This is a genomic window from Niallia sp. FSL R7-0271 (genome assembly GCF_038005785.1).
In the GTDB taxonomy this organism is placed as follows: Bacteria; Bacillota; Bacilli; order Bacillales; family Cytobacillaceae; genus Niallia.
Map to the genome: position 1 here is coordinate 2,452,524 of NZ_JBBOTZ010000001.1, position 25,401 is coordinate 2,477,924.

General features: G+C 40.5%; 28 protein-coding genes. 1 reads left to right on the forward strand and 27 read right to left on the reverse strand.

All coding sequences use genetic code 11. The features are described from left to right. Positions 1-227: 227 nt before the first annotated feature. From MKX82_RS12545 to MKX82_RS12575, 7 genes are all read right to left on the reverse strand, one after another. The gene (locus MKX82_RS12545; RefSeq protein ID WP_341077555.1) at positions 228-1,211 is read right to left on the reverse strand and encodes a biotin--[acetyl-CoA-carboxylase] ligase; all 984 of its coding nucleotides are present in this window, start codon (positions 1,209-1,211) and stop codon (positions 228-230) included. Next, complete coding sequence (locus MKX82_RS12550; RefSeq protein WP_341077557.1) at positions 1,196-2,392, reverse strand: CCA tRNA nucleotidyltransferase; 1,197 nt, start codon at positions 2,390-2,392, stop codon at positions 1,196-1,198. The genes MKX82_RS12545 and MKX82_RS12550 overlap by 16 nt, the downstream gene beginning before the upstream one ends. Then, positions 2,389-3,531, reverse strand: coding sequence for an N-acetyl-alpha-D-glucosaminyl L-malate synthase BshA (bshA, locus tag MKX82_RS12555; RefSeq protein WP_341077558.1), 1,143 nt, complete (start codon positions 3,529-3,531; stop codon positions 2,389-2,391). Before bshA ends, MKX82_RS12550 begins: the two co-directional genes overlap by 4 nt. Beyond that, positions 3,528-4,268 (reverse strand): bacillithiol biosynthesis deacetylase BshB1, encoded by a 741-nt coding sequence (gene bshB1 / locus MKX82_RS12560; RefSeq protein ID WP_341077561.1) that lies wholly within the window; start codon positions 4,266-4,268, stop codon positions 3,528-3,530. Before bshB1 ends, bshA begins: the two co-directional genes overlap by 4 nt. Continuing rightward, on the reverse strand, positions 4,237-4,659 hold the full coding sequence (mgsA, locus tag MKX82_RS12565; RefSeq protein ID WP_251646275.1) for a methylglyoxal synthase: 423 nt from the start codon (positions 4,657-4,659) through the stop codon (positions 4,237-4,239). Before mgsA ends, bshB1 begins: the two co-directional genes overlap by 32 nt. 11 nt (positions 4,660-4,670) lie before the next feature. Further along, positions 4,671-5,477 carry a 4-hydroxy-tetrahydrodipicolinate reductase gene (gene dapB, locus MKX82_RS12570; protein ID WP_233313373.1) on the reverse strand — a complete coding sequence of 269 codons (807 nt, stop codon included), beginning with the start codon at positions 5,475-5,477 and terminating at the stop codon, positions 4,671-4,673. A gap of 71 nt (positions 5,478-5,548) precedes the next feature. Further along, positions 5,549-5,872, reverse strand: coding sequence for a nucleotide pyrophosphohydrolase (locus MKX82_RS12575; protein ID WP_233314721.1), 324 nt, complete (start codon positions 5,870-5,872; stop codon positions 5,549-5,551). A gap of 253 nt (positions 5,873-6,125) precedes the next feature. On the opposite strand from MKX82_RS12575, the gene MKX82_RS12580 reads away from it, so the two are divergent. Further along, entirely contained in the window at positions 6,126-7,004 is an 879-nt protein-coding gene (locus MKX82_RS12580; protein WP_233313372.1) for a YitT family protein, read from the forward strand. 26 nt (positions 7,005-7,030) lie between these two features. On the opposite strand, the gene MKX82_RS12585 is transcribed toward MKX82_RS12580, so the two are convergent. From MKX82_RS12585 to MKX82_RS12680, 20 genes are all read right to left on the reverse strand, one after another. Beyond that, on the reverse strand, positions 7,031-8,254 hold the full coding sequence (locus MKX82_RS12585; protein ID WP_341077567.1) for an MFS transporter: 1,224 nt from the start codon (positions 8,252-8,254) through the stop codon (positions 7,031-7,033). Positions 8,255-8,394: 140 nt separating this feature from the next. Beyond that, entirely contained in the window at positions 8,395-9,069 is a 675-nt protein-coding gene (locus MKX82_RS12590; protein ID WP_233313369.1) for a zinc metallopeptidase, read from the reverse strand. Positions 9,070-9,136: 67 nt separating this feature from the next. Further along, positions 9,137-9,931, reverse strand: coding sequence for a sporulation protein YpjB (gene ypjB / locus MKX82_RS12595; RefSeq protein ID WP_233313368.1), 795 nt, complete (start codon positions 9,929-9,931; stop codon positions 9,137-9,139). 79 nt (positions 9,932-10,010) lie between these two features. Further along, on the reverse strand, positions 10,011-10,598 hold the full coding sequence (locus MKX82_RS12600; protein ID WP_233313367.1) for a DUF1405 domain-containing protein: 588 nt from the start codon (positions 10,596-10,598) through the stop codon (positions 10,011-10,013). A gap of 127 nt (positions 10,599-10,725) precedes the next feature. Next, positions 10,726-11,274, reverse strand: coding sequence for a ReoY family proteolytic degradation factor (locus tag MKX82_RS12605; protein WP_233313366.1), 549 nt, complete (start codon positions 11,272-11,274; stop codon positions 10,726-10,728). Positions 11,275-11,353: 79 nt separating this feature from the next. Continuing rightward, positions 11,354-12,616: a tetratricopeptide repeat protein gene (locus MKX82_RS12610; RefSeq protein ID WP_233313365.1), complete on the reverse strand. Its 1,263-nt coding sequence runs from the start codon at positions 12,614-12,616 to the stop codon at positions 11,354-11,356. Positions 12,617-12,628: 12 nt separating this feature from the next. Beyond that, positions 12,629-13,531 carry a hypothetical protein gene (locus MKX82_RS12615; protein WP_237941658.1) on the reverse strand — a complete coding sequence of 301 codons (903 nt, stop codon included), beginning with the start codon at positions 13,529-13,531 and terminating at the stop codon, positions 12,629-12,631. Positions 13,532-13,655: 124 nt separating this feature from the next. After that, positions 13,656-14,942 (reverse strand): 3-phosphoshikimate 1-carboxyvinyltransferase, encoded by a 1,287-nt coding sequence (gene aroA, locus MKX82_RS12620; protein WP_233313363.1) that lies wholly within the window; start codon positions 14,940-14,942, stop codon positions 13,656-13,658. 26 nt (positions 14,943-14,968) lie between these two features. Continuing rightward, entirely contained in the window at positions 14,969-16,072 is a 1,104-nt protein-coding gene (locus MKX82_RS12625; RefSeq protein WP_341079533.1) for a prephenate dehydrogenase, read from the reverse strand. Positions 16,073-16,100: 28 nt separating this feature from the next. Beyond that, positions 16,101-17,204 carry a histidinol-phosphate transaminase gene (hisC, locus tag MKX82_RS12630; protein ID WP_237941659.1) on the reverse strand — a complete coding sequence of 368 codons (1,104 nt, stop codon included), beginning with the start codon at positions 17,202-17,204 and terminating at the stop codon, positions 16,101-16,103. Positions 17,205-17,235: 31 nt separating this feature from the next. After that, positions 17,236-17,601 carry a chorismate mutase gene (gene aroH, locus MKX82_RS12635; RefSeq protein WP_233313360.1) on the reverse strand — a complete coding sequence of 122 codons (366 nt, stop codon included), beginning with the start codon at positions 17,599-17,601 and terminating at the stop codon, positions 17,236-17,238. A gap of 3 nt (positions 17,602-17,604) precedes the next feature. Then, positions 17,605-18,684: a 3-dehydroquinate synthase gene (aroB, locus tag MKX82_RS12640; protein WP_341077574.1), complete on the reverse strand. Its 1,080-nt coding sequence runs from the start codon at positions 18,682-18,684 to the stop codon at positions 17,605-17,607. Further along, positions 18,684-19,856: a chorismate synthase gene (gene aroC / locus MKX82_RS12645; RefSeq protein WP_233313358.1), complete on the reverse strand. Its 1,173-nt coding sequence runs from the start codon at positions 19,854-19,856 to the stop codon at positions 18,684-18,686. Before aroC ends, aroB begins: the two co-directional genes overlap by 1 nt. A 101-nt stretch (positions 19,857-19,957) precedes the next feature. Next, on the reverse strand, positions 19,958-20,731 hold the full coding sequence (locus tag MKX82_RS12650; RefSeq protein WP_233313357.1) for a CheR family methyltransferase: 774 nt from the start codon (positions 20,729-20,731) through the stop codon (positions 19,958-19,960). A 222-nt stretch (positions 20,732-20,953) separates the two neighbouring features. Further along, positions 20,954-21,400 carry a nucleoside-diphosphate kinase gene (gene ndk, locus MKX82_RS12655; protein WP_233313356.1) on the reverse strand — a complete coding sequence of 149 codons (447 nt, stop codon included), beginning with the start codon at positions 21,398-21,400 and terminating at the stop codon, positions 20,954-20,956. 86 nt (positions 21,401-21,486) lie between these two features. Then, a complete protein-coding gene (gene hepT / locus MKX82_RS12660; RefSeq protein WP_233313354.1) occupies positions 21,487-22,449 on the reverse strand; it encodes a heptaprenyl diphosphate synthase component II in 963 nt (320 codons plus the stop codon). 46 nt (positions 22,450-22,495) lie between these two features. Then, a complete protein-coding gene (locus tag MKX82_RS12665) occupies positions 22,496-23,203 on the reverse strand; it encodes a demethylmenaquinone methyltransferase (protein ID WP_341077579.1) in 708 nt (235 codons plus the stop codon). Between the two features lie 5 nt (positions 23,204-23,208). Further along, a complete protein-coding gene (locus MKX82_RS12670; protein WP_251646269.1) occupies positions 23,209-24,000 on the reverse strand; it encodes a heptaprenyl diphosphate synthase component 1 in 792 nt (263 codons plus the stop codon). 137 nt (positions 24,001-24,137) lie between these two features. Beyond that, positions 24,138-24,701: a GTP cyclohydrolase I FolE gene (folE, locus tag MKX82_RS12675; RefSeq protein ID WP_233313351.1), complete on the reverse strand. Its 564-nt coding sequence runs from the start codon at positions 24,699-24,701 to the stop codon at positions 24,138-24,140. Positions 24,702-24,900: 199 nt separating this feature from the next. Next, positions 24,901-25,173: an HU family DNA-binding protein gene (locus MKX82_RS12680; RefSeq protein WP_016203034.1), complete on the reverse strand. Its 273-nt coding sequence runs from the start codon at positions 25,171-25,173 to the stop codon at positions 24,901-24,903. Positions 25,174-25,401: the final 228 nt, after the last annotated feature.

Consider the following 25,401-nt stretch of genomic DNA (forward strand, 5'->3'; position numbering starts at 1 on the left):
AGGGAGAGGGGGATATAAATAAGCAGAAAAATCCCTCTATACAAATATAGAAGGATACGTTTACTAGTTTGTTTTTTTATCCCTCTGTCCTTGTCCTCTTTGTTGGATCTAGGCAGATACATCATTTAAATGTACTACAATTACTTACCTTTTAGGTGCAGTTCAAATAGATACTGCCCAGCAATAGCATTATAGCAGACCTCTTATATGTCTTACTACAAAAAAGTTTATGATTCAATTAAGATATCGGCTGAATATATGGTATGAACTTTGCCTTCATCATCTTCAAGGAGCAGAACGCCTTGATCTGTTATTCCTTTGGCGATTCCTTCTAAAGTACCGTTCAAGGTTGTTGCTTTCACTCGCTTCCCGATACTGACTGCATAGCTTTCCCAGAGAAGTTTAATTGGATAAAATCCGTTTTCCAAATAGAGAGCATACAATCTTTCAAGCTCCAGCAAAATACTTTGGACAATTGTGGCCCTGTCCCATTCCTTACCCGTTTCAATAAACAAGGAAGTCGCTGTTTCTAAAAGGTCCTCCGGATAATCTGCTGCCTCCAAATTTACATTAATGCCTATTCCGATAATTAAGGAATGGATGCGGTCACTGTCCGCCTGTAATTCTGTCAGTATACCACTCACTTTTTTTCCATTAATCAGCAAATCGTTCGGCCATTTTATCCCTGGCTCACAGCCAGTTGCCTGTTCAATCCCCTTCACGGCAGCAACAGCCATAAGCAGGGTCAGCTGTGGTGTTTGCATAATTGGAACTTTCGGTCTTAAGATGATGCTCATCCAAATTCCTTTATATTTAGGAGAGTGCCAGGAGCGTTCAAACCTTCCTCTGCCGCCCAGCTGCTCTTCCGCAATAACAATCGTCCCTTCTTCTGCACCATCATATGCCAGCCTTTGGGCAATTCTTTGTGTTGAATCCACTGATTCTTCATAATGAATATTTCTTCCAAGCTGCTTTGTTTCCAAACCAAACCTGATCTCATCTGGTATTATTTTATGAGGTACTTCTAAAATTCGATAGCCTTTTTTACGAATAGCTTCCAATACAAAGCCATCCTTTCGGAGCTCTTCAATATGCTTCCAGATAGCTGTCCGCGAACAGCCCAGAACTTCGGCTAGCTCTTGACCTGATAAATATTCATCAGGCCTATCTGCGAAGGCTTGCAAGAGCTTTGTTCTTAAATCATTTCGCACTGCTTAAGCCACTCCTTTATTGCCTTACTTTCATTAGCCAGTCTATTTTCCACAACAGCGGTTTCCACATTGGCAATCGTGTCTTTCATCCAAGGACCAGGAGGCTTTCCGCTCCATTCCATCAGGTCGCGGCCGCCGATTTGCAGTTCTTCCCTGCTTTTAATCGAAAGCTTGCTGTAAGCATCTTGTACACCAATTACATCCTCGGTTTTGCCGGTAAGCACACTAAACACCTTTTCTCCACTTACAGCAATATTTAAGCCGAAAATATAAAGATTCATGCTTGTCCACTGGTGATTTTCTTGTCTCTCTATCACACTTTTTATGATAGCTTGAACTGTTTTAATACGCTTGACTGGCAGCTTCCATTTGCGCAGGAACCTGTCTGCCTCCTGATGTGAGATTTCGCACGTTATTAGCAGGAGAGACCACATCTCATTGATGTCCAAATCCCAAACGGAAAGTGCAGACAGCAAGCTTAAACCATCCTTATAGGATTTAAGCATAGGCAGATGCTCATACAGCTTTGTCTCCATCATAAGCTTAAGCGCTTCGTTTCTTGCTTCGCCAAGCAGTAATTTTTCAAACTCCGCTGTAATTCTTTCTACGGCAATCTTTTCAAGCAGCTGTCTGTTGACCTCGACTGATAAACGAGTCTGCTCCTCTAACTGAAATCCAAGGGTGCTGACAAATCGAACTGCCCGCATCATCCGCAGGGCATCTTCAGCAAACCGCTCATTTGCAGACCCTACCGTTACGATACGTTTGTTAGCCAAATCGGTTTTCCCGTCAAAATAGTCTATGATATGGCCTTGTTTATCCATCGCCAAGCTGTTCATCGTAAAATCACGTCTTTGTAAATCATCACGAAGATTACGGACAAAGGCCACGTCTTTCGGTCTTCTGAAGTCTTCATATTCACTTTCTGTCCGAAATGTTGTCACTTCATAAGTCTCGTTATTGTAAAGCACCATAACGGTTCCATGCTCGATGCCAATATCTACTGTTGCTTTAAAAATTGACTTAACTTCCTCCGGCGTAGCAGAAGTCGCAATATCAACATCATGAATCGGCTTATTCAGCAAATAATCCCTTACTGCGCCTCCTACAAAATAGGCAGCAAAGCCTGCTGCCTCTATTTCTTCAATAATTGGAATTGCAGCTGCAAACGGTTGGTTCATATGTATTCTCCAGTTAAAATTAAATCTTCATAGATTTTCTCATACTGGCTAACAATTGTTTCTCCACGGAAATGATCCATCACTCTTGCGACAGAATTGGCAGCAAACTGCTGATGCCTTTTCTGATCAAGAAGAAGGGCTACAGACTTTTCGGCAATTTCTGCTATATTGCCAAGCTCACAGATTAGACCTGTTTCCCCATCGACAATTACTTCAGGGATGCCACCGATATTCGTGCCGACACATGGAACACCGCAAGCCATCGCTTCGAGAGCAACTAGCCCAAAGCTTTCTTTTTCTGATAACAAGAGCATTAAATCACTGATACTATACAGCTCTTCCAGGTTTTCCTGCTTCCCTAAAAGCCGGACTTTAGCTTTTATGCCAAGCTCATCAACAAGCTTGCATACATTTGCCATCTCAGGACCATCTCCAACTAACAGCAAGGTTGCAGACGTTTTATCTGAAATCCCTTTAAAAGCTTTCACAACATCAGTTACTCGTTTTACTGCCCGGAAATTCGACACATGAATGATAACCTTATCATCAGGACTAATCGCAAACTCCTTCTTCAGATGAGTGGAATCAATCTTGCGGTACACACGCTCATCTATGAAGTTATAGACTGTTTTTATGTCTTTTTTAGGATTAATCAGATCATATGTCTGACTTACAAGCGACTGAGATACTGCTGTGACGACATCGGATTTTTCAATGCCAAAGCGAATGCTGTCAGCTAAAGAAGAATCATAGCCTAAAACGGTTATATCTGTACCATGCAAAGTTGTGACAATTTTAACATCTCTTCCACTCATTTGCTTTGCCAAAATGGCGCATACGGCGTGAGGTATAGCATAATGGACGTGAAGAAGATCCAGCTTTTCCCGGTTTATCACTTCTGCCATTTTGCTGCTTAATGCAATATCGTATGGCGGATATTGGAAAACGGAATATTGACTTACTTCTACTTGATGAAAAAATATATTATGGTACATTTTATTTAAACGGAAGGGCATGCTTGATGAAATAAAGTGTATTTCATGTCCTTTTTCTGCAAGCATCTTTCCAAGCTCTGTAGCTATTACACCAGATCCCCCGACAGTCGGGTAACATGTTATTCCTATTTTCAGCTTTTTCATACCGTACCACCCAACAAATCATTATGTATTAATAAAGGCTTCTTCGTCTTGAACCCTTCAGCAAACTTCAGCCCGACTTCTTTACCAAAAAGGCGCTCTCTTGCTTCCACAGTTTCTATGTATCCGTTGACAAGAGGTGTATCCACACTTCCTGCAGATTTTGTAAATTGGCTTGCATAGCAGTTCAAGCTTTGTTTTTTTACTTCCATAAAGTCGCTTACGTCTGTTACAAAGTCCGGTTTATGAAAACCGTTAATCATATAGAAATAAACATTACTTGTCTTATGCGGCTCTGTACCCTTCACTTTGTAATTTCGGATGCCGGCAGAAAAAACAGCCTCTTCCACTAATTTTGAACAATTGCCATGATCAGGATGTCTATCCTCCCAGTACGGAGCAAAGACGATTTTTGGTTTCACAAGCCTGATCAGCTCCACGATTGCTTCCATATTCTCATCCACATTCCAAAGGCTTCTGTCCTTTAACGAAAGGGTAAACCGGCCATGTATGCCAAGGACCTTTCCTGCAGCAAGTGCTTCTGCCTTTCTTGTTTCAACCGTACCATTTGATGATAATTCACTGCTTGTTAAGTCACAGATGATTATTTTTTTGCCCATTTGAGCATATTTGGCAATGGTAGCACCCATGCCGATTTCCACATCGTCAGCATGGGCGCCTATTGCTAATATATCAATTTCGTCTGTGCTAAATGTCTGTAATTTTGTCTGTATTTCCATGTACAATATTTCTCCAATCTATATCCCCCTGCTCTAAGCCTCTGATCAGTACTTCTCCTGTACCCATATTGGTTGCCAACGGGACAGAATAAACATCACAAAGACGAAGAAGCGCTGTTACATCAGGCTCATGGGGCTGTGCAGTCAATGGATCGCGGAAGAAGAATACCATATCCATCTTATTATTGGCGATATAAGCACCGATTTCCTGGTCTCCTCCTAATGGCCCTGAACAAAAGCGATGTACTTCCAAGCCTGTTGCTTCTTGTATCTTTGAACCAGTAGTGCCTGTTGCGAACAGGGAATGCTTCTCAAAAATCTTTTTATAAGCTACAACAAAGCGAATCATATCATCTTTCTTCTTATCATGAGCTATTAATGCGATATTCATTAATTACACCTCTACTCCATAATATTTTCTAATCCATATATTAAAACATTAGCCTTTAACACTTCATCAACGGCAAATCTCACACCAGACATAAAGGAGGTGCGATTGTATGAATCATGCTTCAAAGTCAGCGTCTCTCCCTCTGCTCCAAACATAACCTGCTGATGGGCGATCAAGCCTGGCAGCCTAATGGAATGAATTCTCATGCCGTCAAAGTCTGCTCCTCTTGCCCCAGGGATTGTTTCCTTCTCTTCTGGATGTCCTTGTTTTTTCGGCTTTCTTACTTCTGCAATCAGTTCTGCTGTTTTAACTGCCGTGCCACTTGGTGCATCCAGCTTGCGGTCATGATGCAATTCCATGATTTCCACATCATCGAAATACTTAGCAGCAAGCTTAGAGAATTTCATCATCAATACGGCACCCAACGCAAAATTAGGCGCAATGATGCAGCCCCTGTCCATCTCTTCACATAATGCCTCAAGCTCTTTCAAATTCTCACTTGTAAAGCCTGTTGTCCCTACAACTGGTCTTACGCCGTATTGAAGCGCTGTTTTGGCATGGAACATTCCGAATTCAGGTGTTGTTAAATCAATTAACACATCCGGTTTGACGTCCTGCAAACATTTTTCAACATCTGTATATATCGGTACATCATAGGAAGGAGAGTTGAAATCATCAAGTTCACTTAATCTTTTCCCCTCATGCTTATGATCCAAAACGCCGACAAGTTCAAAGTGATCAGTACGTCCTGTCAGATAAACTGCTTCCTTTCCCATTCTCCCTCTTGGTCCTGCGATTACAATTTTTACTTTTTCCACTGTCTAATACGCTCCTTTTTATTGCATTCATATGTATTATTGCATGTTTTTTTGGTTAGCAATTTTACTGCTTATGTTTCGCTTTCGTCCTTTCTTGTCCAGCGATCTTTATCCCTTGTGTTAAATTTATGCATAACTTTATTATGGGAATCTTCCAAATCAATGTTCAAACTGTTTGCTAAACAGATAAGAACAAAGAGCATGTCTCCCAGTTCGTCGGCAATTTCCTTTTCATTTTCCGAAGCCTTTTTTGGCTTTTCTCCGTAATAATGATTAATTTCGCGAGCCAGTTCTCCCAGCTCTTCTGTCAGTCTGGCAAGCATCGCCAGCGGACTGAAGTAGCCTTCCTTAAACTGTCCGATGTATTCATCCACTTCTTTTTGAAGCTCTTGCATTGTTTTCAAATCTATTCACCTCTAAAAACTGCATTATTCTGCCTATTCCCCTTCATGTTAGCTAACATTTTCTTTTTTTACAAATGTTTTTGATTATTATTTTTCGGAAAAAGGACGTCGCCCGTCAGAGCTGGTTTTTCCGTAATGAAGATTGCTCATACAAGACCGATTCGATATAATGGATAGGCTTCAATATAATTGGTTCATACTAAGGTTAAATGATGACAGCTATACATAGAAAGCAGGCGAAAAAATGTTTAAGACGTTAAAGCTCAAAAATATTTTCTTCATTGTGCTCGGATCAGCTATATTTTCTTTTGGAATTGTCCATTTCAACATGCAGAATAACTTGGCAGAGGGCGGATTCACAGGTATCACCCTTTTGTTATTTGCAAGATTTAACTGGGACCCTTCGATAACAAACCTGATTCTAAATGTACCGCTCTTTTTTCTTGGCTGGAAACTGCTCGGGCGCAATGTCCTTATCTATACCATTATTGGCACGGTAAGCGTGTCTGTATTTTTTTGGTTCTTCCAGCTGCCCCAAATCGAGCTCCATATACCACTTAAAGAGGACTTAACACTTGCTGCTTTGTTTGCAGGAACCTTCATCGGTATTGGGCTTGGCATTATCTTTCGTTTCGGCGGCACAACTGGCGGAGTCGATATTATCGCAAGACTTGTTAATAAATATTTTCACTGGAGTATCGGCAAAACGATGTTTTTGTTTGATGCCTGTGTTATCACATTATCCTTGCTAACATACTTAACTTACAGAGAAGCCATGTATACCCTTGTTGCTGTCTTCGTAGGAACTAGGCTAATCGACTTTATGCAGGAAGGTGCTTATGCCGCAAGGGGGGCCATCATCATCTCAGACAAAAATCCAGAGATAGCAGATAAAATCTTAAAGGAAATGGACCGCGGTGTTACTGTCTTAAAAGGACACGGTTCATTCACTAAACAAGATAAAGAAGTTCTTTACTGTGTTGTTGCTAAGACAGAAATTGTGCCGCTAAAGGCCATTATTACAAGCGTTGACCCCCATGCCTTCGTATCAGTAACTGTTGTTCATGATGTATTGGGAGAAGGCTTTACTTTAGATGAATATAAAAAGCCGATTGAACATTAAAAGAGGGGGAAAGCTCCCCTCTTTTTTTATGGTCTTTGGTGGATTTCTTTTATGCGTGCATCGCTCGGGAGCAAGTATGTAAGTACTCCTAGTAACGGCAGCATACTGCAAAACACCATAATTGTTTGAAGGCTGTATACATCACCAATCACACCGAAAATAACCGCTCCTAATGCTCCCATCCCAAATGCCAGACCGACAATCAGTCCTGACACAAGGCCAATCATACCAGGCAAAAGCTCTTGGGCATAGACAACTGTAACACTGAAGCTTGATTGCAGAATAAAGCCAATAATAACCAGCAGCGGAGCTATACACCATTGAGGAACATATGGCAGCAGCAATGCAAATGGAGCTGAACCAATTAGAGAAAATAACAGGACTGTTCGTTTGCCGAACCGGTCTGCGAGTGGTCCGCCAAAAAATGTACCAGCTACCCCTGCAGCCATAAACAAGAAGACATATATTTGGGCGTGTTTAATTGTGCTATCGAATTTTTCTATCATATAAAAATGAAAAAAGTTATTAATGCCTGCACCATACCAAGATCTGGCAAAAACTAAAAAGATCAATAAACAGATTGCCACAATAACTTCCTTGTTCCAGCCACTTTTTTCTGTTTTAGCTGTTTTTTTCTTGACTGCCGGCACCTGAACGACAAGCTCTTGCTTATACCAATTTGATACAAAGAACAAAACAAGCATGCCCAATGCAGCTAACAGTGTAAACCAGATTGTACCAAATTGGCCTGTGCCAATAAAAATGAATGCTGTAAATAACGGAGCGAGAGACTGGCCGCCATTCCCGCCGACTTGGTAAATAGATTGTGCCAGCCCTCTTTTATTCCCTGCTGCCATGTACGCAACTCTAGAGCCTTCAGGGTGAAAAATAGCAGACCCAAAGCCAATGAACAAGACAGACAGAAGCACACTGATAAAATTAGGTGCTAGTGCTAGACCAAGCATTCCGAGCATGCTTGAAAACATAGCAATTGGCAAAAAATAAGGAATTGGCTTTTTATCTGCCAGCACTCCAAAAACTGGCTGCATGATAGAGGATGTAATATTAAGCGTAAACGCAATCCAGCCTATTTCTGTATAATTCAAATTCATAGTCGGTCCTATAATCGGAAATAAGGCCGGCACAACCGATTGCATGCAATCATTGATGAAGTGACCTAAACTGATGGCAAAAAGGATTCTGTATACAGTTATTGGTTGAGTATTATGTATTGCTCTTTCAGCCTGCAATATAACCCTTCTCTCTGTTAGTGATTAAGGAAAATCAGATTTATTATACAACTATCTTTCGATTATGGAAATAATCTTTAAGAAACTTTCAGAATATTTCTTCGGAAATAAAAAAAGTCTATGGAAATAAAGTCCATAGACTAATCGTTGCGCTGCATACCTGTATATATCATGATAAGTCTCAGCAGTTCAAGGACTGCAACGGCCGCGGCTGCAACATATGTTAAGGCGGCAGCGTTCAACACCTTTTTCGTTTCTCTTTCCTCATCATTGCGGATGATTCCTAATGCAACCACTTCATCCATAGCACGGCTTGATGCATTGAACTCAACTGGAAGTGTTACGAATTGAAACAATACTGCTGCTGCCATAAAAACAATGCCCAATAGTACAAAATTGCTTGCTCCAAGGATAAAACCAATCAAAATCAAGATCCACGAAAAATTGCTCCCTATATTAGCAACTGGTACTAATGCATGACGAAAACGTAAGAAAGCGTACGCTTGCTGATCCTGAATAGCATGGCCGACCTCATGTGCTGCAATTGCAGCAGCTGCAACTGAAGACCCGTGGTAGTTATCAGTGGAGAGACGAACAACCTTTGATCGAGGGTCATAGTGATCTGACAGCATCCCTCTCGTTTCTTCTACAGATACATCATATAATCCATTAGAATCCAGTATTCTGCGCGCCACTTCTCTTCCTGTCATCATGGAGGAAGATGCCACTTTTGAATACTTTTTGTAAGATCCTCTTACTCTCATTTGTGCCCATAGAGGAATGATGAGAATGATTATAAAATACACAATAAACATGCTTTTTCCCCCTATTCTTCGTTAGTATATTATAAATTGTAAGCAGGGAAATCTCGCAAGTCAATTATTAAGGCCGTTTGTGCCTTCTTCGCTTTTCTTCCTTGTCTCCTAAATATTTTCTCCATCCTACATAGGATAATGTAAGGATAATGATGCTTCCAGTTGAAATTATTACCCACCATAAAGATGGATCTGCCTCATCTTCATATACCTGGTTAAAAACATCCTCAAGCTCTGATTCCAACTCGTCCAATTGCTTTGTTTCACCTTTTGTAAAAATTTGCAAGCGGTATGTATCGATATAATCGACCATCGTATTTAATTTTTGAAATTGTGCTGTTGTCACATCAAGCTTCAAGCTTGGATTAATGATTTGATACAATGTTAAAAACGAGTTCAGTTTCGCTTCATATTCCTGCTTATCGTTAGTGACAGCAGCATCTTTCATATCCCGGTAAGAAGCCATCACCTGTTCTTCCATTTGTGTCCATAATGGCTCTTGCCCTGACGAAACAGCATCAACTGCAAGCCTGAACTTGATTGCCGAGTTAATCCGTTCATTCGTATCTGCAGAAGGGCTAGTAATTGCCTCAACCGCTTCATCACGAGCTCCGGTCAAAATTTGCAGTTCATCCATCGTAAAGGTACGCTCTTTCTGTCTTACGATGCTGAATTGATTGGAAAAATAATCAAGAATTTTTTTTGCATCGTCATATCTTTCTGACTTAACCAATTGCAGTGCTTCATCTGATAATGTATCTAACTCGTCTATAGGCGAATCTTGGTCTGCATATACAGATATAGAAATAGGCGTAAGCAGGATTAATAATATTAATAATACAACCAATTTAGCCTTCATCATACTTGTCCCTCCCCGATATACTATTAGAAATGTATGTCAGGAAGGACAAGGTTAGACTATAAATTTAAAACTATGTACACTAAAGAATGGAAAGCGTCGTTTTCCTTTTGGCAGCATAAAAACAGATGCCAATACTGACGATACTAAGCCAAAAAGTAAAATAACCAATTTTGTCCATCGACTGATCAAGAATACTGTAATTCGGCATCATCGAAAATACATAGTCAATAACATCATTATGCAATGTCCATACCGCCGCAATGGCTGCATGCTGCCATTTAATCCGATAATACGGTAAATACAATAATCCTTGGACAGCCATTGCTCCGTGCGAAACAATCAGCATCATGGATTCAATCTCTAATTGGCCTGTTTTGGCATATACAAGGAGATTCATCACAACCGCCCATATTCCGTATTTAAACAGTGTTAGAAGCGCTAAAGCTTCAAACAATGGGGTGTTCTTCCTTAGTAAAAACGCTATTAAAACAAACATAAAAAACAGGCTGGCAGTCGGACTGTCCGGCACAAATAATAAGAAGATCTTGGGCGTCTCCGCCAACTGAAACCTATACCAATAATAGCCATAGATTGTCCCAAGTGTGTTAACGATGAGGAGCAGCCAAATAAACGACCGATTTCCTAATATAAGCTGTACCCATTTCATGTTAGGCAGCCACCTCTTTCAAGATTTTTCATTTCCCTTTATAATAGCATAATTCGGAATTCTATCTCTAATTTTTTCACGACAAAACAAAAAAGCGGTATGACTAGTCATACCGCTTTAAACACTATTATTCAGTACTTTGCAATTGCTTCAGGCGATCTGTCAGCTCGCGGAATGCACGCTCATCTCCGTTATCGAGAGCCTCATCAATCAGTTCCAGCAGCTTTTCCTTTTGGAATTTTTCGATGCTGGTAACAAGGAATTGCTCAGCAATATAACGGTCCTTCTCACTGATTTCCAAATTCTTAGGCATGAAAGGATTTTCTACAAGCACAGCCGCATACTGATGCGCCTTATTGGAAGCATAAAAATTCAGTTGGATATAGATGTCTTCATCTCTGTTTAAGCGAATATCGTGAAAGGATTTTTCCGCATCTGTCGTCATGACATTTTCCTTATAAAAGCGAAACGGAACTTCATCAACACAATGCGTTGACATCACCAAGCCCCTAGGGCATTTCTCGGCATTTTCGACGAAATGCACTTTTTCCATAAGCTGATCATGACTCATCAAATAATTCAAAATCCATACGCATTCTCTTCTTTTCAATTGATAGTGATTCAAAAACCAACGAATGAAGTCTTTTTTTTCGTTGACAGATACAGGGGTTTTCATGTTTGTTTCCCTCCTCTGCTTGCAACCAAGTTTTTAGTTTTAACACCTTGATCCTAAATTCCAGCGAATAAAGGCTTAATTACTCGCCGCTTGTTAAGCGTTGAACGATTTCGATAAACTCTTCATTGCTCGGGTCTTTTTCTAATAGGCTACTAAACACTTCTGCAGCTTCCTGTCTTTTTCCTTCTTCCAAAAGAAAATAACCATAATCATATAAAAAGTCTGGGAGTTCTTTAAAGAAAGTATATGCTTCTTGGTATTTGTTTAATGCCTCTGAATAATTTTCTATTCCTTGCAATGCCTTTGCCCCATCCCATAACAGCTGAGGCTCCTCTATATCTTGAGAATCCATAAGCTCTACCAGCTCGATAATATCCCCAAAACGGTCTTGCGTTAAAAACAGCTTATTTAAGAGCAGCACGCTTTCGGTGAATTCAGGGTCAATTGCCAAGGCTTCTCTGAAATACTTCTCAGCGTTCGCTTCGTCCCCTAGCTTTAGTGAAAGCTTTCCTCCAAGCAGATAAAGCTCCTTATTAAACTCATCATGCTTAACACCATCTTGAACCGTCTCAAATGCTTCTTGAAGCATTTCCTCTTGTTCGTAGCTTCTAGCTAAATATAAATACAAGGAATGGAAATCAGGATCTAATGTTTTTACTTCTTCAAATCGGTTAATAGCAATTGTAAGCTGTCCTGCCTGCAATGCTGTCAGCGCTAAGTTAAACAGTGTGTTAATTTCAATCTTTTCTTCAAGGGCAAGCTCATAATAATTAATCGCTTCTTCAAATGCGCCGCCTGCGCTCATATTGTCGGCAATTCTTCCATTAACATTAACTCCACCGACTGTTGTTTGCTCTGGTACAACTGTTTGATAGGCCTTAATGGCGTCTGCAATTCGGCCTTGTTCAGAGTATAGCTCCCCTAAAGCGAAATCAATAATTACCTCATTAGGAAGGATTTTTTTCGCTTGAAGCAGCTTTTGTTCACTTACTTCATACAGCCCGTCCATTTGGTAGAGATCTGCTAACAGCAGAAGGCTTTGCGGGTAACTTGCATCTTCAGGATTGATTTTTTCCAGCTGTGAAATAGCCTCTTCCTCATTGCCAATTTCCATTTCAGTTTCAGCGAGTAATACTAATAGTTCGCCTTCTTCTGGATAAGCTTCCAGCAGCATCTTAAATAAAGCTTTTGCCTCATCAAGGAAGCCGAGCTGAAACAACTCCTCCCCTAGTACGAATCTTTCTTCATTTGAACCTTGGCTGAGTATCTCTTCATAATATGATAAAGCTTTAGCTTGTTGACCATTTTCTAATAACGTCAGTATTTCGTTTACTCGTTCCATTTTGTATCCTTTCTAAACTCCTCCTGTGCTAAAGAAGGAAGGTACTTTTATTTCCATCTGATCTCCAAATCCAGGATGGTAGAACACTTTTTCACCAGCTCGAACGCATACACCTTTATGGTAGGTGACAAGTATCTTATTATAATGATAATGGTATAATTCCTTTTCATCAATATTTATGATTGAGCGGCTTTTTTCATAAAGATTATAGGTAACTTCTCCCCCTTGATAAATATTGCCTTTAAACGGATAAATTCCTATCTTGATAAGTGCCTCATAGGAGATAATATCATTTTCCATTAATTCTTTCTTAAGAGAAGAAATATTGGCATCTCGCATGATGATTGACCATGCTGTTTGCGCTTTTGTCCGCTCCTCTTCGTCTTCCATTAAAAATTGGGGGATCAGCGGACAATTAAACGGGAAAGCTGCCTCTTTTATCCAACCCCAAGGAACTTTATATAAATCTTCAGCTTGATTAATTTCCACGATAACAGCTGGAATTTTTTCTTTTTTACAAGATCTGATCAGACTTGCTGTTAGGATTTTGAGGGGGATTTTAATACATATAACATAATCGACGGCACAATTCAACAGCATATTCTTTGTCTTTTTTAGTTCGGCCGATAGCTCTCGTTCCTTTCTGACATCACATGCTGTCAGGACCATTGTGCAGCCCCTTTTTATCATAGCTTGAATATGCTCCTTTTGCTCACTCGGCTTCAGTTTTGTCACATCGTTATCGTATACAATAGGTGTTGGTGTCATAATATACGAATTTCCGTCCATTCTTATGCTGCGCTCCTTTGCGAAGCGCTCCTTCAATGCATCAATCCGATTGTCTTGAATGAGCATGGAAGTCTTTTTTAGTGACTGTTTTTTTAAAATACTTATATTTTCAATGATATATGCCATATACCCACCACCAAGCTTTTTAAGACAAGCTATGATAATTTTGGAGATTTTATGACTAATGTTTTTACCATAGAAAAAAGAGGTGTTTTTTAGACACCTCTTTTTTCTTCCTTATTTTCACAGCTTAAACTGTCAAGCTCTCCATATGTTCGAAGAATGATGGATATGAAACGGAAATTGCCTCGGCGTTTTCAAGGATAATATCCCCTTCTGTTACTAATGATGCAACAGCAAGCATCATGCCGATTCGATGGTCGCCGTGGCTGTCAACTGCAGCACCTTTAAGAGTAGCACCTCCGCGGATAATCATGCCATCTTCTGTCGCTTCAATATCAGCACCAAGTTTTTTTAATTCATGGACAACCGTATCAATGCGGTTCGTTTCCTTCACTTTCAGTTCTTCTGCATCTTTAATGACAGTTGTTCCTTCTGCTTGCGTTGCCAGCAAAGCAATAATTGGGATTTCATCAATCAATCTAGGGATAATATCGCCTTCAACTGTTGTACCCTTTAAAGAAGAAGCCTCCACTTGAAGGTCACCGGATGGTTCAAACTCATCCTTAGAGTCAATAATTGTAACTCTTGCTCCCATTTTTTCAAGAACATCGATAATTCCCGTTCTTGTCGGATTTAAGCCGACATTTTTTAATGTAACAGAGCTGCCTGGAACAATGCTTGCAGCGACAAGGAAGAATGCTGCAGAAGAGATATCACCAGGCACGTGGATATCTGCTGCCACAAGCTTTTGACCGCCTGTAACCTGAATATTTTGTCCATCTACACGAATATCCCCGCCGAATGCTTTGATCATTCTTTCCGTATGATCTCTCGTTGACACTGGCTCCACAACTGTTGTTGTACCTTCTGCCTGTAAACCTGCAAACAAAATAGAGGACTTCACCTGAGCACTAGCCACAGGAAGTTTATAAGAGATTGCCTTTAGTTTTTGTCCGCGAATGGAAAGAGGCGTGAACTCTCCGTTGCTTCTTCCATCGATTTTTGCACCCATCTCTTTAAGAGGGTTGACCACTCTGGTCATCGGACGTTTGGCGATGGAGCTGTCTCCTGCCAATGTGCTGTGAAAATCTCTTCCTGCAAGAATTCCCGACATCAATCGGATTGTCGTGCCGGAATTCCCTACATCAAGCAGTTCGTTAGGCTCCTTAAGACCTGCAAGCCCATTAGATTCAATTATTACTTTCTCATTATCATGCTGAATGTTAACACCGAGCTTCTTAAAGCAAGCGATTGTGCTTAAACAATCTTCTCCCATTAAGAAATTTGTAACGGTCGTCTTTCCCTCTGCAATTGAGCCGAACATAACAGAGCGATGGGAAATAGACTTATCTCCCGGTATAGCGATTTCCCCTGCAAGCGGCCCTTGTGCTCGCTTCAACTGTTTTTGATCCATATTATCACCTTAATCCATACAAGTCTTTATCCAATAGAGGTCTCGTAGTTGGAATATGCAGCAATACAAGCCTGCGCCCTTGTACGATCCTCTTCTGTCTGGAAGCTTATCACTAACACACCGTATATTTCTTCTCTTGTTTCCACAATACGAATATTGGTGATACTAATATTTTCCTTAGCCAAAAACCCTGTTACTTCAGAAATAATCCCTGGATAGTCAGGAACATCTACATATAAGTCATAGAAGGCAGGAATCGCACCCTTTTGGTTTTGCGGCAGCTCATCTCTGACATTTTTCGCTTTTTGGAAATAATCAAAGATTTCACTTGATTCCTCTTCCCTAATCAAATGCCTTACCTTATCCATCTCAACCACCCAGCTGTCAAGGAGCTCGAGCAGCACTTCTTTATTATGAAGAAGAATATCCCGCCACATCGCAGGGCTGCTTGAAGCAATTCTTGTTATATCCCTGAATCCTCCAGCAGCAAGCCTTGTAACAAGCTCGTTTGTCTTGCTGGTTGCATCCGCTTGATGAACAAGAGAAGCTGCCACGATATGAGGCAGGTGGCTGATTACGCCTGTCAATAAATCATGTTCTGCTGGTGATACAACAAGAAACTTCGCATTTGTGCCAGACAGCCAATCCATCAATAATGGCACAGCATTCTTATCTGTTGTATCTTCAGGAGTTAACAAATAAAACGCATTTTCAAACAAAAGTGCTTTAGAGGCAGACACTCCGCTTTTATGAGAGCCGGCCATTGGATGACCACCAATAAAAGTGATGCCCTTTTCTTTTAACAGATGAGATTTCTCGACGATTTTGCCTTTCGTGCTTCCTACATCTGTTACGATGACCTGCTCTTTCAAAGGTAATTGCGCCAATTTCTCCATCATGATTTCCGCTTCCCTAACAGGGGTTGCAATAATAATCAAATCGGCATCCTTAGCTCCTTCTTCTAGCATATCGACTGAATCATCAATGACTCCAAGCATTTTGCCAAGCTTTTTGTTTTTCTCCGCTATATCAAAACCAATTATAACAGTATTTGGATATTTATTTTTTATAGAGAGAGCGAGTGATCCCCCAATAAGTCCCAATCCGATAACGAAGACGCGACCATTCATCCTATCACCGCCTTCTTTTCTTCTAAAATCAAATGGCTGCTGCTTTCTCTTGCAAGAACTTGGCAAGCACATTGATCAAGCCTTCGTTCTCTTCCTTCGAACCAATGGTGATGCGGACAGAAGTCGGGAATCCTAGCGGTACTCCAGAACGGACGATGTACCCATGTCTCATCAAGTATTGGAACACTTCATTGCCGTCGACTTTAAAATCGACTAACACGAAGTTTGTTTGGGAAGGATAATAATTCAATCCATGCTCTTCACAGAACGTATACAGCTGCTGAAGGCCTTCTCTGTTTCTGATGCGGCAGTTTGTTACAAAGTCCTGGTCTTTAATGGCAGCTTGTGTAGCAATTTGCCCTAAAGTATTCACATTAAACGGCTCTCTGATAGGCTCAAGTGTTTGAATTAGATTCGCATTTGCCACACCGTAACCTACTCGGAAGCTTGCAAGTCCGTAAATTTTGGAGAATGTGCGCAGCACGATTAAGTTATTGAACTGTTTAGCAAGCTCCAATGCATCATAATAGTCTTCAGCAATAACATATTCATAATAGGCCTCATCCAAAACTACAAGAACATCCTCTGGTACTTGCTTCAAAAAGCTGACTAATGAAGATTCTGAATTATACGTTCCTGTCGGATTATTAGGACTGCAAACCCAAACAACACTTGTGTTCTCATCCATTTGCTTAAGCATTTCCGGAAGATCATGTTCTCCTTTTTCCGTAAGCGGAACTTCTCTGACTTCAGCGCCGTCAACAACAGCGTTATGCTTGTATTGCCCAAACGTGTGGCTTGCCATCACCGTATTTCTGCCAGGTTTTAGCAAAGCTCTTGAAATCATTAAAATAAGATCATCTGAACCGTTTCCAAGTATAAGCTCTTGTGGGGAGACTTGAAGAAATTCAGCAAGTGCGTTACGCAGGTTTGTCGCATATCCATCTGGATATAATGCAAAAGAGCCGTCCACTTCCTTCAGGCTTTCGATTACTTTCGGCGAGCTGCCAAAAGGATTTTCATTTGATGCCAGCTTTACTATTTTTTCTAGATTAAATTCTCGTTTTACTTCATCAATTGTTCTGCCTGGCTGATATGCTGTAAGATTTAGGAGCTGCTCTTTCCATTTCATTAACTTTCACCTCTAATAATGTATGGTTTATTTATTTTTCTTTAAGGTCTGGTCTTAATTGAATTGCTTTTTCTAAATAGATATGATTGATGTCCTTTTGTGGGGTATCTGTATTAACATGCATCATGATGCGGATACACTTTTGCAATGCATTAGGCACATCAATTTCCTTCATGCACATTACCGGCACATATGTCCAGCCCTCTTGAAGACGAATCACTTTAGCAGGAAAGGCGGACGTCAAGTCGTCCGTGACGGAAACGAAAACAGAGGCAACATTATCAGCTATTATCGCATTCTTTCTTATCATTTCCTTCACAAGTTTTTCTGCTGCATCCAGAATCACTGTTTCTTCATCCACTTCAACTGTGATTGCTCCCCGTATTCCTCTAATCATGATTTATTCTCCCTTAAATATATGTAGTTCTTCTCTTAATTCTTGTTCATCCATTTGGACAAGTTCAGGTGTGCCTATACTCTTTAGCAACACAAAATGAATTGTTCCTTTTACGGATTTTTTGTCCTGCTTCATACGGTCAAGCAAGGCATCCACACTTAAGCTGCTTGGCACTTCTGTTGCATAACCTAAAGTTTTGAGCCATTGTGTAAAGCGGCTACTATCGAAATCCAGTCCAAGCTTCTTTTCACTTAAACGCAATGCAAACAGCATGCCAATTACGACTGCTTCACCGTGGGACATATTTCCATATCCCATTTCCGCTTCTATTGCATGACCTAAAGTATGACCAAAATTAAGGTACGCACGGACATTTGCTTCCTTTTCGTCCTGTGCCACGACATCGCTTTTCACTAAAATCCCTTTTTCCAAAAGTACGGCCCATTGTTCTTCTGGCACACCCGCTAGGTCCGTAATATCGTTGAGCAGAGATTCATAAAACTCCATATTGCTGATTAAAGCATGCTTCATCACTTCACCAAAGCCCGATCTCAGCTCGATAACAGGCAGTGTTGCGATATAACTAGTTTCATAAAAAACTGCTTCCGGCTGATAAAAGGCACCTATCATATTTTTGCCAAGAGGATGGTTGATGGCCACCTTCCCGCCAACAGCACTGTCATGTGCAAGGATGGTCGTCGGAACCTGAATAAACGGAATTCCCCTCATAAAGGATGAAGCGACAAAACCGGCAAGATCACCGACAGCTCCCCCGCCTAAAGCTATAATCAGTGATTTCCTGTCTAGCTTTTCTTCAAGAGCAAAGCTGTGGCAGCCATAAAAAACATCAAATGTTTTCGCATGTTCTCCAGCAGGCACGATATGGGAGACAACAGGAAATGCTGTTATCTCCTTTTGAAGTGCTGCCAAATGCAATCCTGCAACTGTCTCATCTGTTATGATAAGTATTTTTGAGCAATTGGGAAAATGCTGCTGTAAAAAGGCATTCAGCTTTGAGACTGTGTTAGCACCGATAAAAACAGGATACGATTTAGAGCCTGCATTTACTTGAACTGTTTTCATTAAAATTCCCTCGCATATTGACGATGCTTTTCGACATTTTCAAGCAAACCGTCAAACCGATCAGAATAGAACTGATCAACAATAGCACATGCCAGCTCCCATGCCACTGCATTTTCAGCAACCACAGCTGCAGCAGGAACTGCACAGCTGTCAGAACGCTCAATGCTAGCAGCAAATGGTTCCTTCGTTTCAATATCCACGCTGTTTAAAGGCTTGTAAAGTGTTGGAATAGGCTTCATAACACCTTTAACAATAACAGGCATTCCTGTCGTCATACCGCCTTCAAAACCGCCTAAACGATTAGTTTTGCGCGTATAGCCTGCTTCACTGTCCCAGATGATTTCATCATGGACTTCACTTCCAGGCTTACTTGCCGCCTCAAAGCCGATGCCGATTTCGACTCCTTTAAATGCATTAATGCTCATGATTGCTCCAGCAAGCTTAGCATCAAGCTTCCTGTCATAATGAACATAGCTGCCAACACCCACAGGCATTCCTTCTGCGATGACTTCAACGATTCCGCCGATGGAATCTCCGTTCGCCTTCGCATCATCAATTGCCTGCATCATCTTTTTCTCTGCAACTGGATCTAAGCATCTGACAGGTGATTGTTCTGTGATTTCAATGATTTTGTCAATGGAAGGATATTCTGTCACTTCCGCCTTCACTCCACCGATTTCTAACACATGGGAGGCAACCTTAATCCCAAGCAGTGACAATAATTTTTTTGCGGCAGCACCTGCAGCCACTCTCACTGTCGTTTCTCTTGCAGATGAACGCTCAAGAACATTGCGCATATCGCGATGGCCATATTTAATTGCGCCGTTTAAATCTGCATGCCCTGGTCTCGGACGAGAGATTTTACGTTTAATTTCACTAGATTCCTCATCATCAATAGGCCCTTGACCCATGACTTTTGTCCAGTGCTTCCAGTCGTTGTTTTCCACAATAAGTGACACTGGCGATCCTAATGTTAGACCGTGGCGAATTCCGCCGCCGATTTCTGCAGTATCTGTCTCTATCTGCATCCGTCTGCCTCTTCCGTGCCCTTTTTGTCTTCTTGCAAGCTGTTCATTGATGTCCTCTGCTGTCAATGGCATACCAGCAGGCAGACCTTCTATAATGGTAATTAGTTTTGGACCATGTGATTCCCCTGAAGTTAAATATCTCATATCAAAATCCTTTCTCCCTTCAACGCTTTAAAGGAAATATGTTTCAATATATCATACGTTCGTGAATATGGATAGTAAAAAATCCTAAAAACCTGCATTTTTTATACTTTTTTATAGAAAAATGTATCTTCTGTCTCAAAGCCATACTTGCCAGGATTAAAAATTTGCTCTGTGCTGCCGACAAAAAATATGCCGCCAGGTCTTAATGCATTCGCAAATTTCTGATATAAAATATCCTTCGCTTCCTCTGTAAAGTAAATCATGACATTTCGGCAGACAATTAGATCGTAAGGCCCTTGAAAGGGATCAGACAATAGGTTTTGTTGCTTAAATGTCACAGGCTTTTTAATTTCCTCGCTGATTTTAAACATGCTTCCCGATTGGGTAAAGTGCTTCTGTTTTTGCGCAATCGGAACTTCATTTAACGAGCGCTCCACATAAAGGCCTTTCTTTGCTCGTTCAATAGCATTAATATCAAGGTCTGTAGCAGTAATTTGAAAGCTAGTCGGACGGAGGTGGTTTGATAGAATCATGGAGAGAGTATACGGCTCCTCACCAGTTGAACATGCTGCACTCCAAACCTTCAAGCTAGAACTGCCTTTAATCAAGGTCGGCAGAATTTTATTCTCAAGCACCTCCCACCGTCTGAAATTACGGTAAAATTCTGAAACATTAATGGTCATGCGGTCCAGTAATTCTTCGAGAAGCTCCTTATTCTTTCCTATTGCTTGAGAGTATTCTTTAAAAGACCGATAGCCTCTTTTTTCATATAGAGAGGTTAACCTTCTTTTCATTTGCGCTTCTTTGTAGAGAGATAAATCGATGCCTGAAATTTGCTGAAAATTCCTGATAAATTCTTGATAGTCTTTTTCCATAATGAAACCTCGCATCCTGCTGCTAGTAATTTTTCTTTTTTACTAGTATAAACGATAATGATAAGAAATGGGGCAATTATTTAGCAGCTACTTATTAAATAAAAGACAAGACATTCCTATTATTTTTGTTTACGGCAGCAATCATACTACTTTTCAAACAATAAAAAAGCTGCCCTTGAGCAAGTACTTGCTCAAAGGGCAGCCTATATTATGTAAGGGGCATTAATAAACCCAATTATTGCTGAGCTTATTATACTCAACAAGTTCTTCTTCTTTAAAAAATAAGCCGATTTCTCTAGCTGCGCTTTCTATACCATCTGATCCATGAATCACGTTTTTTCTCATTACTACTGCAAAATCACCGCGGATTGTGCCGGCAGCAGCATCTATAGGATTTGTCTTGCCCATCATGAGCCTAGCCTTTGCCACCACATCTTCGCCAGCCCACACCATAGCAAATACAGGCCCTGAAGTGATGAAATCAACCAGCTCCATGAAGAAGGGCTTGTCCACATGTTCTTGGTAATGCTTTTTAGCAAGCTCCTCTGACACAACCATTAACTTGGCACCAACAAGCTGGAAGCCTTTGCTTTCAAAGCGTTCTACAATCTTGCCGATTAAATTTCTTTGCACTCCATCTGGTTTGACCATCAAAAACGTTTTCTCCATTTGATTCACTCCTATGTATGTAGTAGTAAGAAAAAATGATTTCATGAAAACGATATCATACATAAAGCGACAATGCAAAGCTTATATTAAAACTTCCTTTTCCCTAAGTACTTCGCTATATTGATGAGGGCAGTTTTGCTTCTACCCTTCGGAAGATCAACAAGCGCATCAAGTGCTTTTTGCAGATACATATTGCTCACCTTAATAGAGCGTTCAATGGCATCAGAGCTCTTAATCAAGCTTATAATTTCTAACAAATCTTCCCGGTCCATCTCTTCATGAACGGTTTCTACCTTTTGGCGGATAACATCATTTTCCATTGCATACAAAACAGGCAAAGTAATATTACCTTGCAATAAGTCGCCGCCAGCAGGCTTCCCTAGTTCTTCTTCTGTACCGACAAAATCAAGAATATCATCAATAATTTGATAAGACATTCCAACATAATAACCGAATTTATGTAGTTTTTTCTGATGCTTCTCTTCCACATCAGACACAATAGCCCCGACTAAAGAACTAGCAGAAATAAGCAGAGCTGTTTTTCTTTTTATGCGGCGAAAGTAATCCCTCACATTTTGTTCAAACTGGTATTTGTCTTTAATTTGCTGAATTTCACCGAGGCAAACCTCAACAATCGTGTCTGCCAACACTTTATGAGCATCCGGCTTTTCCAGTTCACTCATAATTTCAAGGGATTTAGCGAAAATATAATCACCACTATACATAGCAACTTTATTATCCCATTTCGCCTTAATCGTCGGTTGCCCTCTGCGCAAGTCCGAGTCATCGATAACATCATCGTGAACAAGGGATGCCATATGAATCAACTCGAGTGCGACTGCTGCCTTTTTAATGACATGGATGTCATAATTGCCAATTTGACCAGCGAGCAGGACAAAAATCGGCCTAATTCGCTTACCGCCCGCTTTAAGAAGATGCAGCGACGACTCTCTCAATATAGAAGTGTTGGCATTCACTGTATCTTCCAGTGTTTTTTCTATTAATTCTAAATCAGAATTCAAAAATGAATACATCATTTTTAATTTCACTTAAGCCTCACCCGTCTTTAACTGCTGTACAAAATAGATACAGACATTATTTTTCTTTAAAGCCGATATGCACAGCAGCCACGCCACCGCTGTATGCCTTATACGTCACATTGGACAAGCCTGCCTTTTCAAAAAGGGAAGCGAGCTCTTTCATTCCTGGAAAATCCTGAGCTGATTCCTGCAGCCAAGAGTATTCCTTGTAGCTTTTGGCGAAAATCTTTCCAAACAGGGGCATCACAAACCGGAAATAGAAATAGTAGCCTTGCTTAAAAACAGGCATTGTCGGTTGAGATGTTTCCAGACAAACAACCTTGCCTCCCGGTTTAACTACCCTTCTCATTTCCTTGAGCACTTGCAGATAGTCAGGAACATTTCGCAGCCCAAAGCCGATTGTCACAAAATCAAAGCTGTCATCAGCAAACGGCAGCTCCATAGCATTGCCATGAATCAATTGGATTTGCTGATAATCCTTTGTTTTCTCTTTGCCGATGCTCAGCATGTTTTCGCTGAAATCAAGTCCGATTACTTCACCAGTTGACCCGACTGCATCTGCCAGACTTATTGTCCAGTCCGCTGTGCCGCAGCAAACATCCAAAGCTTTTGCGCCTTTAGGAACATTCATCCTTTTCATCGTTTCTTTGCGCCAAATCTTATGCTGCTGAAAACTGATTACTGTATTCATTTTATCGTAATTGCCATATATCTTTTCGAATACATGGTGCACTTTTTCTTCCTTTGATTGGTGCTCCCGCATTGCTCTTACCCTTCTTCCACATACATTTGTTGTTTGATTTTATCCAAAACTGCCACAGTTCTGACCCCGATGCTGTCCTCATCAGGCGCATAGCTCTTAAGCGCTTCTGTTAAGCTGTCTGCCGCTTTTTGAACTGCCGGATCGAACAGACGATATCCTTGATCCTCTGCAAGGCGGCCAAGCTCCCCACTATGACGATTCAGCATGCTGAATAAAAATGAATCCCCAGTTAAGTTATATGTATTCCTGTCTTGCAGCATTCTGTTCAGAAATAGAAACGACAATGCAAAAGTTCTCCAATTATGCAAGCGGAAACGGTCAACAAGCTTATCTAAAATAGAAAACTCAACAGCTTCTATGGCATCTATCAATTCTGGAAGTCCGGCAAAAGCTTGCTGATAGATAATCATCTTATTCTCGTTAACCTCTTTAATTGCTTCGGCAAACACTTTTATCATCTCATAATCTCCGAGGTCTGCCAGCAGCTTGTAATATTGACCGCTGTAAAAATCTCCGGCCAATATTGTTAACTGCCTGTTCTTTTCTATTCCTTTATGAACGCTGTCATTGGTTACAAGCTCATGGGTATCAAGGGCAATTTGAATAAGCATTGTTGTTGTGGCATATGTGATGACTTGGCTGTCATCTATGTCAGCCTGCTTTAATAGAAAAACGGTAAGCAGAAGCTTGTCTTCATCAATTATCGGATTATCAATATGCTTAAAAAGATAAGGATGAGCAATCTTTTGTAATACCTCTTCCCGCACATTCTCCACCATTTCTTGAAATAACATCATAATATCACCCTTGTTCCCCCATAAATTTCTCTTTATATATACATTACAACTAAATTATATTTGTATAAAGTCTAGCTTATTATAGCATACTTGCTTGCTGACACCACTTAAAAAGCCTTGTAAGACAAGCCTTTATGTCACTTAATTAAAGACAGCACCTCTGTGCGGGCATCTGCATTTTCTGCATACTTACCGCGGACAGCTGTTGTAACTGTCTTCGCACCAGGCTTGTTAACGCCTCTCATTGTCATGCACATATGCTCTGCTTCAACTACGACCATAACACCATGCGGATCAAGCATTTCTTGAATCGCATCAGCGACTGTTGAAGTGATGCGCTCTTGCAGCTGCGGTCTTTTCGCAACAGCTTCAACCGCTCTTGCTAATTTGCTCAAGCCCGTTACTTTTCCGTTTCTAGGAATATAGGCTACGTGAGCAACTCCATAAAACGGAACGAGATGATGTTCACACATGCTGTACAGCGGAATGTCTTTAACAAGCACAAGCTCCTCATGGTCTTCCCCAAAAATAGTATGAAAATACTCTCTTGGATCCTCATTTAATCCTGAGAAAATATCACTATACATTTTGGCGACTCTTTTTGGGGTATCAAGCAATCCTTCTCTTTCAGGATCTTCCCCAATCGCTTCCAGTATTTGTTTTACCGCATCTTCTATCTTGGCCAAATCAACATTCGACATTCTTTTTTTCCTCCCAAAGCTATCAATCCAATTTCCTTTAATCATATTAGCATATAAAAAGAATGAACACCACGAATACCGTTAATTCTATTCAATTCCCATTAAGCCATTGGCTAAACTTTTGGAAAATATGCTAATAAATAGAAAAAACCGCGAGTAATTCGCGGTTTTTAGAGAAATAATATGCAATGTATGTAAATTACTTCACTGCGTCTTTAAGTGCTTTACCTGGTTTAAAAGCAGGAACTTTGCTTGCTGCGATTTCGATTTCTTCACCAGTTTGTGGGTTGCGACCTTTACGAGCAGCACGCTCACGTACCTCAAAGTTACCAAAACCGATAAGTTGTACTTTATCGCCATCTTTTAAAGCATTCAAGATTGTATCAAAAACAGCATCAACTGCTTTAGTAGCGTCTTTTTTAGACAATTCGCTTGCTTCTGCAACTGCGTTAATTAATTCTGTCTTGTTCATGCCTTTCACCTCCTCCCAAATGTTTCAAATAAATCCTAAAAAATCGTTTCATATCATTATTTGTAAACAATTTATCGGAATTATATACGTCATCAAGAATATTTTTCCTTTGCAGCATCATAGGGTTCCATAATGCTACTACTAACGTGACAAGCATTTATAATGTATATCATAATGCTTTAATCGCTGTAATGACGCTGATTCCTTTAAAAGATTATCATAATCGTT

Coding starts and splice junctions, on each gene's coding strand:
- MKX82_RS12670 (WP_251646269.1), bottom strand. CDS start 24,000: ATGATGTTATTTCAAGAAATGGTGGAGAATGTGCGGGAAGAGGTATTA.
- mgsA (WP_251646275.1), bottom strand. CDS start 4,659: ATGAATATCGCATTAATAGCTCATGATAAGAAGAAAGATGATATGATT.
- aroC (WP_233313358.1), bottom strand. CDS start 19,856: ATGAGATATTTAACTTCAGGGGAATCACATGGTCCAAAACTAATTACC.
- MKX82_RS12625 (WP_341079533.1), bottom strand. CDS start 16,072: ATGAATGGTCGCGTCTTCGTTATCGGATTGGGACTTATTGGGGGATCA.
- aroB (WP_341077574.1), bottom strand. CDS start 18,684: ATGAAAACAGTTCAAGTAAATGCAGGCTCTAAATCGTATCCTGTTTTT.
- folE (WP_233313351.1), bottom strand. CDS start 24,701: ATGTCGAATGTTGATTTGGCCAAGATAGAAGATGCGGTAAAACAAATA.
- ypjB (WP_233313368.1), bottom strand. CDS start 9,931: ATGATGAAGGCTAAATTGGTTGTATTATTAATATTATTAATCCTGCTT.
- hisC (WP_237941659.1), bottom strand. CDS start 17,204: ATGAAATGGAAAGAGCAGCTCCTAAATCTTACAGCATATCAGCCAGGC.
- MKX82_RS12605 (WP_233313366.1), bottom strand. CDS start 11,274: ATGAAAACCCCTGTATCTGTCAACGAAAAAAAAGACTTCATTCGTTGG.
- aroH (WP_233313360.1), bottom strand. CDS start 17,601: ATGATTAGAGGAATACGGGGAGCAATCACAGTTGAAGTGGATGAAGAA.
- MKX82_RS12615 (WP_237941658.1), bottom strand. CDS start 13,531: ATGGCATATATCATTGAAAATATAAGTATTTTAAAAAAACAGTCACTA.
- bshA (WP_341077558.1), bottom strand. CDS start 3,531: ATGAAAAAGCTGAAAATAGGAATAACATGTTACCCGACTGTCGGGGGA.
- MKX82_RS12550 (WP_341077557.1), bottom strand. CDS start 2,392: ATGAACCAACCGTTTGCAGCTGCAATTCCAATTATTGAAGAAATAGAG.
- MKX82_RS12610 (WP_233313365.1), bottom strand. CDS start 12,616: ATGGAACGAGTAAACGAAATACTGACGTTATTAGAAAATGGTCAACAA.
- aroA (WP_233313363.1), bottom strand. CDS start 14,942: ATGGATCAAAAACAGTTGAAGCGAGCACAAGGGCCGCTTGCAGGGGAA.
- MKX82_RS12600 (WP_233313367.1), bottom strand. CDS start 10,598: ATGAAATGGGTACAGCTTATATTAGGAAATCGGTCGTTTATTTGGCTG.
- MKX82_RS12650 (WP_233313357.1), bottom strand. CDS start 20,731: ATGGAAAAAGACTATCAAGAATTTATCAGGAATTTTCAGCAAATTTCA.
- MKX82_RS12665 (WP_341077579.1), bottom strand. CDS start 23,203: ATGCGGGAGCACCAATCAAAGGAAGAAAAAGTGCACCATGTATTCGAA.
- MKX82_RS12590 (WP_233313369.1), bottom strand. CDS start 9,069: ATGTTTATTGTGTATTTTATAATCATTCTCATCATTCCTCTATGGGCA.
- MKX82_RS12680 (WP_016203034.1), bottom strand. CDS start 25,173: ATGAACAAGACAGAATTAATTAACGCAGTTGCAGAAGCAAGCGAATTG.
- ndk (WP_233313356.1), bottom strand. CDS start 21,400: ATGGAGAAAACGTTTTTGATGGTCAAACCAGATGGAGTGCAAAGAAAT.
- MKX82_RS12575 (WP_233314721.1), bottom strand. CDS start 5,872: ATGCAAGAGCTTCAAAAAGAAGTGGATGAATACATCGGACAGTTTAAG.
- MKX82_RS12580 (WP_233313372.1), top strand. CDS start 6,126: ATGTTTAAGACGTTAAAGCTCAAAAATATTTTCTTCATTGTGCTCGGA.
- bshB1 (WP_341077561.1), bottom strand. CDS start 4,268: ATGGAAATACAGACAAAATTACAGACATTTAGCACAGACGAAATTGAT.